This window comes from Wolbachia endosymbiont of Mansonella perstans (genome assembly GCF_020278605.1).
Lineage (GTDB): Bacteria > Pseudomonadota > Alphaproteobacteria > Rickettsiales > Anaplasmataceae > Wolbachia.
Window position 1 is genome coordinate 1 of the sequence record NZ_JACZHU010000082.1, and the last position, 4539, is coordinate 4539.

A 4539-nucleotide genomic window follows, 5' to 3' on the forward strand; every position below is an offset into this window, starting at 1 on the left:
TACATGCGGAATAACATTGCTGCAAATAATGCCGCTTCTTCTCCTCCTGTACCTGCTCTGATTTCTAATATTGCATTTCTTGAATCATCTTCATCTTTAGGTAATAGCGCTAATTTTAACTTGGCTTTTACTTGTGGTAACGATACCTTTTGCTTCTCAAGAAATTCCTTCTTTGCTAACTCTTTTATATCATGTTCACTATCTTCATCTTTTATTATTTCCTCTAAGTCTGAAATTTCTCCTTTCAGCGTGTTGTATTCATCGATTATCCGGATAATCGGCCTGAGTTCAGAATATTCTTTTGAAAGGTTGATAAATTCTTTTTGACTTAAGTTGGTAGGATCTTCTAACTTCCTTTCTATGTCACTAAATTTTTTCTTCAAATCTTGTAAATTGTTTTCTATGTCCATAAAGCTTAGATCTAATATTTTAACCACTTAAGTAAACAATATATACTTGAAATAAAAAAATTTTTACATCAAGCAATAACATTATAATATACATACTACCTTAGATATTTCTATATATAATGGCAAGAAGGATGACATCAAACGGCAATTTTATGTTTGGAGCTTCAGACATAAAATCGTTACCAGATGAATCGGTTCCAGAGATTGCGTTTGCCGGTAGATCAAATGTAGGAAAATCCAGTTTAATTAACTTACTGATAAACAGCAAAAAAGCTGCCAGAGTTTCTTCTAAACCTGGGTGCACTAGACAAATAAATTTTTACTCTATGTACAATGACGAGTTCAGACTTGTTGATCTGCCAGGGTATAGCTATTCTTGTGCGAGCAAGGAAGAAACAATGCAATATTTAGATCTGATTGAGTACTATTTAGCTCAAAGAAGAAGCCTAAAAAGAGTATTTGTGTTGGTAGATAGCAAAGTAGGGCTAAAAGGAATAGACAAGGACTTTATTTATTGGTTAACATATAATAATGTTAACTTTGATGTTGTGCTAACAAAAATAGACAAAGTAGGTCAAAAAAATCTCGATGCCATTCTAGAAAGTACTCAAAAATGGGTTAATAATGAGAATGTGTCAATTCATCAAATAAGCACCTGTGCTAAGTGTAAAATAGTCAAGGTAAGGGATGAGTTTTTCAAGTTTACAAGATAAAGAAATGAGGAGTAGTGAATTTTCAAATGGTGGAGTACCATTTAAACAAAAAACAGAAATGTTGCTTGAAGCACTGTCTAATATACCTAACTTTATCGGTGAAACTTTTGTCATTAAATGCAGCAGTATGACAATCTCAGACAGAACGCTGCTTAATACTTTTGTGCACAATGTTGTCTTGTTGAAACAGCTTGGTATAAATCCAGTTATAGTTCATGATGGAGAATATGAAGTTAATTCTGTGCTAAAGGCCTTAGGTATGGATAGTAAGTTTGTAAATAATATCAGGCTTACAAATAAAGATACCGTGAAAATCATTGAGATGGCGCTATGTGGTTCAGTTAATAAAAAAATTGTTCAACATATAAATACTGCTGGTGGTTCAGCCATTGGGTTATGTGGAAAAGATGGCAGCCTAATAAAAGCTGAAAAGATAAGCACTATGCTTAGAGAGAGTGGATCAAGCAATATCGAAAAAATATTAGATATGGGGTTTATCGGAGTACCAACTGAGATCAATCCTGATATATTATTCTTTGGTGAGGAGTCAGATTTTATACCAGTTATTGCACCTATTGGTTATGGAGGAAATGAAGAAACATATCACGTTGATGCCGATAGTGCTGCAAGTGCGATAGCAATTGCAGTTTCTGCATCCAAAATGGTGACCTTTAGTGATGCATATGAAGAAATAGATAAAATTGGTGGTAGAAAGATATCTGTTAAAAGTTTAAATGCATCAATTAATTGTGGTAAAATTAAAGGGGAAAGGCTTATTGAAAAACTTACAGCGTGTGCCAAAATGGTCGAGGAATGTGCTGGAACTGCTCATATAGTTAATAGCAGAATACCTAATATCCTGATTGATCTATTTACTGAAGATAATTTGAGTGTATCAATTGTGAATGATTTGTAACTACACTACTTATAACTGTAAGAATGTTTAAAGTTTGGAAACAGTTTACATAATAGATGATGTCATTCCAGCTAGTAATGCACATCTGTACAAACATTGTGACTTGCAGGTAATTTGCGTAGCAGACCTACTTGCTGCATTATAGGATGAACCAGCGTCATAGCCAGTACTCCTTTCTCGTTATCTCTATGAACAACGTTTGCATACAGGATTTTGTACTTGAGCAAGATTATATCTTGAAAGATTTAAGCTTTAGTGCTATGAAATACTGTAGCTTCTATGCTCAAACTTTTATACTGACTATGAATGTAGAAAATGAAAAAGCACACAGTGCTAAGATAAAATTACCGATATTTCTTGATTATCAGTCTACTACTAAAGTAGATCCTCGTGTTTTAGAAGTGATGGTACCTTATTTTGGTAAGTTTAGTAATGCACACTCTCGTAGCCATTCATTTGGTTGGACTGCTGAGGAAGCAGTGGAAAAAGCAAGGAAACACATTGCCGGTCTGGTCAACTCAGATAGCAAAGAAATTATCTTCACCTCAGGTGCAACTGAGTCAAATAACATGGCAATAAAGGGTGTTGCTCACTTTTATAGGAATAAAGGAGACCATGTAATAACTGTCTGCACAGAGCATAAGTGCGTTTTGGATTCTTGTCGGTATCTGGAGAATGAAGGATTTAAAGTTACATATCTGCCTGTCAAGCGAAATGGAATTATAGATTTGTCGAAACTCGAGGAAGCAATCACTGATAGAACAATTCTGGTTTCAGTGATGATGGCAAATAATGAAATCGGAGTAGTGCAGCCCGTCAGAGAAATTGGTGCAATATGCAGGAAGCATAATATGTTTTTCCATACGGATGCTGCTCAAAGCTTTGGAAAAGTACCGATCGATGTTAATGAAATGAACATTGATCTCATGAGCCTTTCTAGCCACAAAATTTACGGACCAATGGGAATAGGTGCATTATATGTCCGGAGAAAGAATCCTCGTGTTAGGCTGATACCACTGATCAGCGGTGGTGGACAGGAGAGAGGTATGCGCTCTGGAACAGTTCCAACTCCCCTTGCAGTTGGTTTTGGTGAAGCAGCACGTATTGCTAAAGAAGAAATGAAAACAGAGGCAAACAAGCTAGAAGAGCTGAGAAATATTTTGTACAGCAAAATAAAAGAAGAATTTCCTGATGTTGTTTTAAATGGTGATTATGAAGATAGAATTCCTGGCAACCTAAACTTAAGTTTTCCCTACATTGAGGGCGAATCTCTCATTATGGCAATCAAGGATTTGGCGGTAAGTTCCGGTTCTGCATGCACATCTGCATCTCTTGAACCTTCCTATGTCATAAGATCGCTAAACAATGGCCATAACCTTGAGCACTCATCAATCAGATTTGGCCTTGGCCGATTTACAACTAAAGATGAAATTTTATACGCAGCAGATCTTGTTGCTAGAAATGTTGGACGACTAAGAGAAATGAGCCCACTTTGGGAAATGGTGCAAGAAGGAATAGATTTAAACACCGTAAAATGGGACTCTCATTAGATTTCCTGAGTAACCTGCTTTCTAATTTTGTGTCAACAACTTGCTTGTGCTTCTCCCAAGTATTCTGCGGTGTTCATCTGAGTTTCTCCTCAAAAATTTTGCCATAAATTGGTAATAAAAGAGATCTACTTTTTCGTTGACTTACCTATATCCTATAACCGGTATAGAAGATATAAGTAAATAATGGTTATCAATATGACTTATGGAATGCACAGTAGACAAAAGCTTTGTTCAAAATGTCCAAAAACTGATTATTGGGTAAATGAAAGTGAGGAGTATGTTTTATGCGGCCATTTACCTTTTTTAGAAGAAGGCTCATCCTTGGTAGAGATGCAACCAACCACTGATGAAAAGGAGTTAATCCAAAAATTTTATAAAGAAATGAAAAATGTTGAAGAGAAAAATACCCAGAAGCCTCAAAAGAGTAATGATATAGAAAGCACTTTAGAGAGTATTAGACGCGTATTAGACAAGGACTGAGGTTAAATTTTACGCTGTGAAGACTAGGATAAAACTGTAACAAATTTCATATTTTGGGAAGTATTAAATGCTCTCGATGAAATATCCTGTTGCCCTGTAGCGAGTAGACAATATAGATTTTCTTACACTTTGATGATTAAAGCAGTAATGACGAAAATAAATTATCTGAAAAAAGTTTAAACATCATAAAACATATCACTAGTAAGTTAGTGTTGCAAAGTGGAAAAATAAGATACGATTTCTACCATGATAATGGTACGATAAGACAAGTAACTTTGGAATAATCTTAATGGACAATATCAGGAAGTTAAAAACAAGCTCAAAAATGTAGCACATGAAAGTATTTTAAACAAAAATAAGCACACTCAAGAAAATGGACTGGAAGTAAACATAATAGATAATAGATGTTTTTATATTATAGCCCTTCTGATAACAGTCAGGAATAATCAAAGAAACACAAAATCTACGAC

5 protein-coding genes are annotated in these 4539 nt (G+C 34.9%); 4 read left to right on the forward strand and 1 reads right to left on the reverse strand.

Features of this window, described 5'->3' with window-relative positions; all coding sequences use genetic code 11:
• Positions 1–410 (reverse strand): PCRF domain-containing protein (locus tag IHO13_RS04575; protein ID WP_225538480.1); only part of this gene is annotated, 410 nt, incomplete at its 3' end.
• Between the two features lie 116 nt (positions 411–526).
• On the opposite strand from IHO13_RS04575, the gene yihA reads away from it, so the two are divergent.
• The 4 genes from yihA (at position 527) to IHO13_RS04595 (ending at position 4069) form a co-directional block, all read left to right on the forward strand.
• Positions 527–1123, forward strand: coding sequence for a ribosome biogenesis GTP-binding protein YihA/YsxC (yihA, locus tag IHO13_RS04580; RefSeq protein WP_410543372.1), 597 nt, complete (start codon positions 527–529; stop codon positions 1121–1123).
• Positions 1124–1127: 4 nt separating this feature from the next.
• Positions 1128–2039: an acetylglutamate kinase gene (gene argB / locus IHO13_RS04585; RefSeq protein ID WP_368666884.1), complete on the forward strand. Its 912-nt coding sequence runs from the start codon at positions 1128–1130 to the stop codon at positions 2037–2039.
• 302 nt (positions 2040–2341) lie between these two features.
• Entirely contained in the window at positions 2342–3589 is a 1248-nt protein-coding gene (locus tag IHO13_RS04590; protein WP_225538483.1) for an IscS subfamily cysteine desulfurase, read from the forward strand.
• 183 nt (positions 3590–3772) lie between these two features.
• Entirely contained in the window at positions 3773–4069 is a 297-nt protein-coding gene (locus IHO13_RS04595) for a hypothetical protein (protein WP_225538484.1), read from the forward strand.
• Positions 4070–4539 lie beyond the last annotated feature (470 nt).

Bases quoted from the DNA above. Each gene is read 5' to 3' on its own strand.
- argB (WP_368666884.1), top strand. From the start codon at position 1,128: ATGAGGAGTAGTGAATTTTCAAATGGTGGAGTACCATTTAAACAAAAA.
- IHO13_RS04590 (WP_225538483.1), top strand. From the start codon at position 2,342: ATGAATGTAGAAAATGAAAAAGCACACAGTGCTAAGATAAAATTACCG.
- IHO13_RS04595 (WP_225538484.1), top strand. From the start codon at position 3,773: ATGGTTATCAATATGACTTATGGAATGCACAGTAGACAAAAGCTTTGT.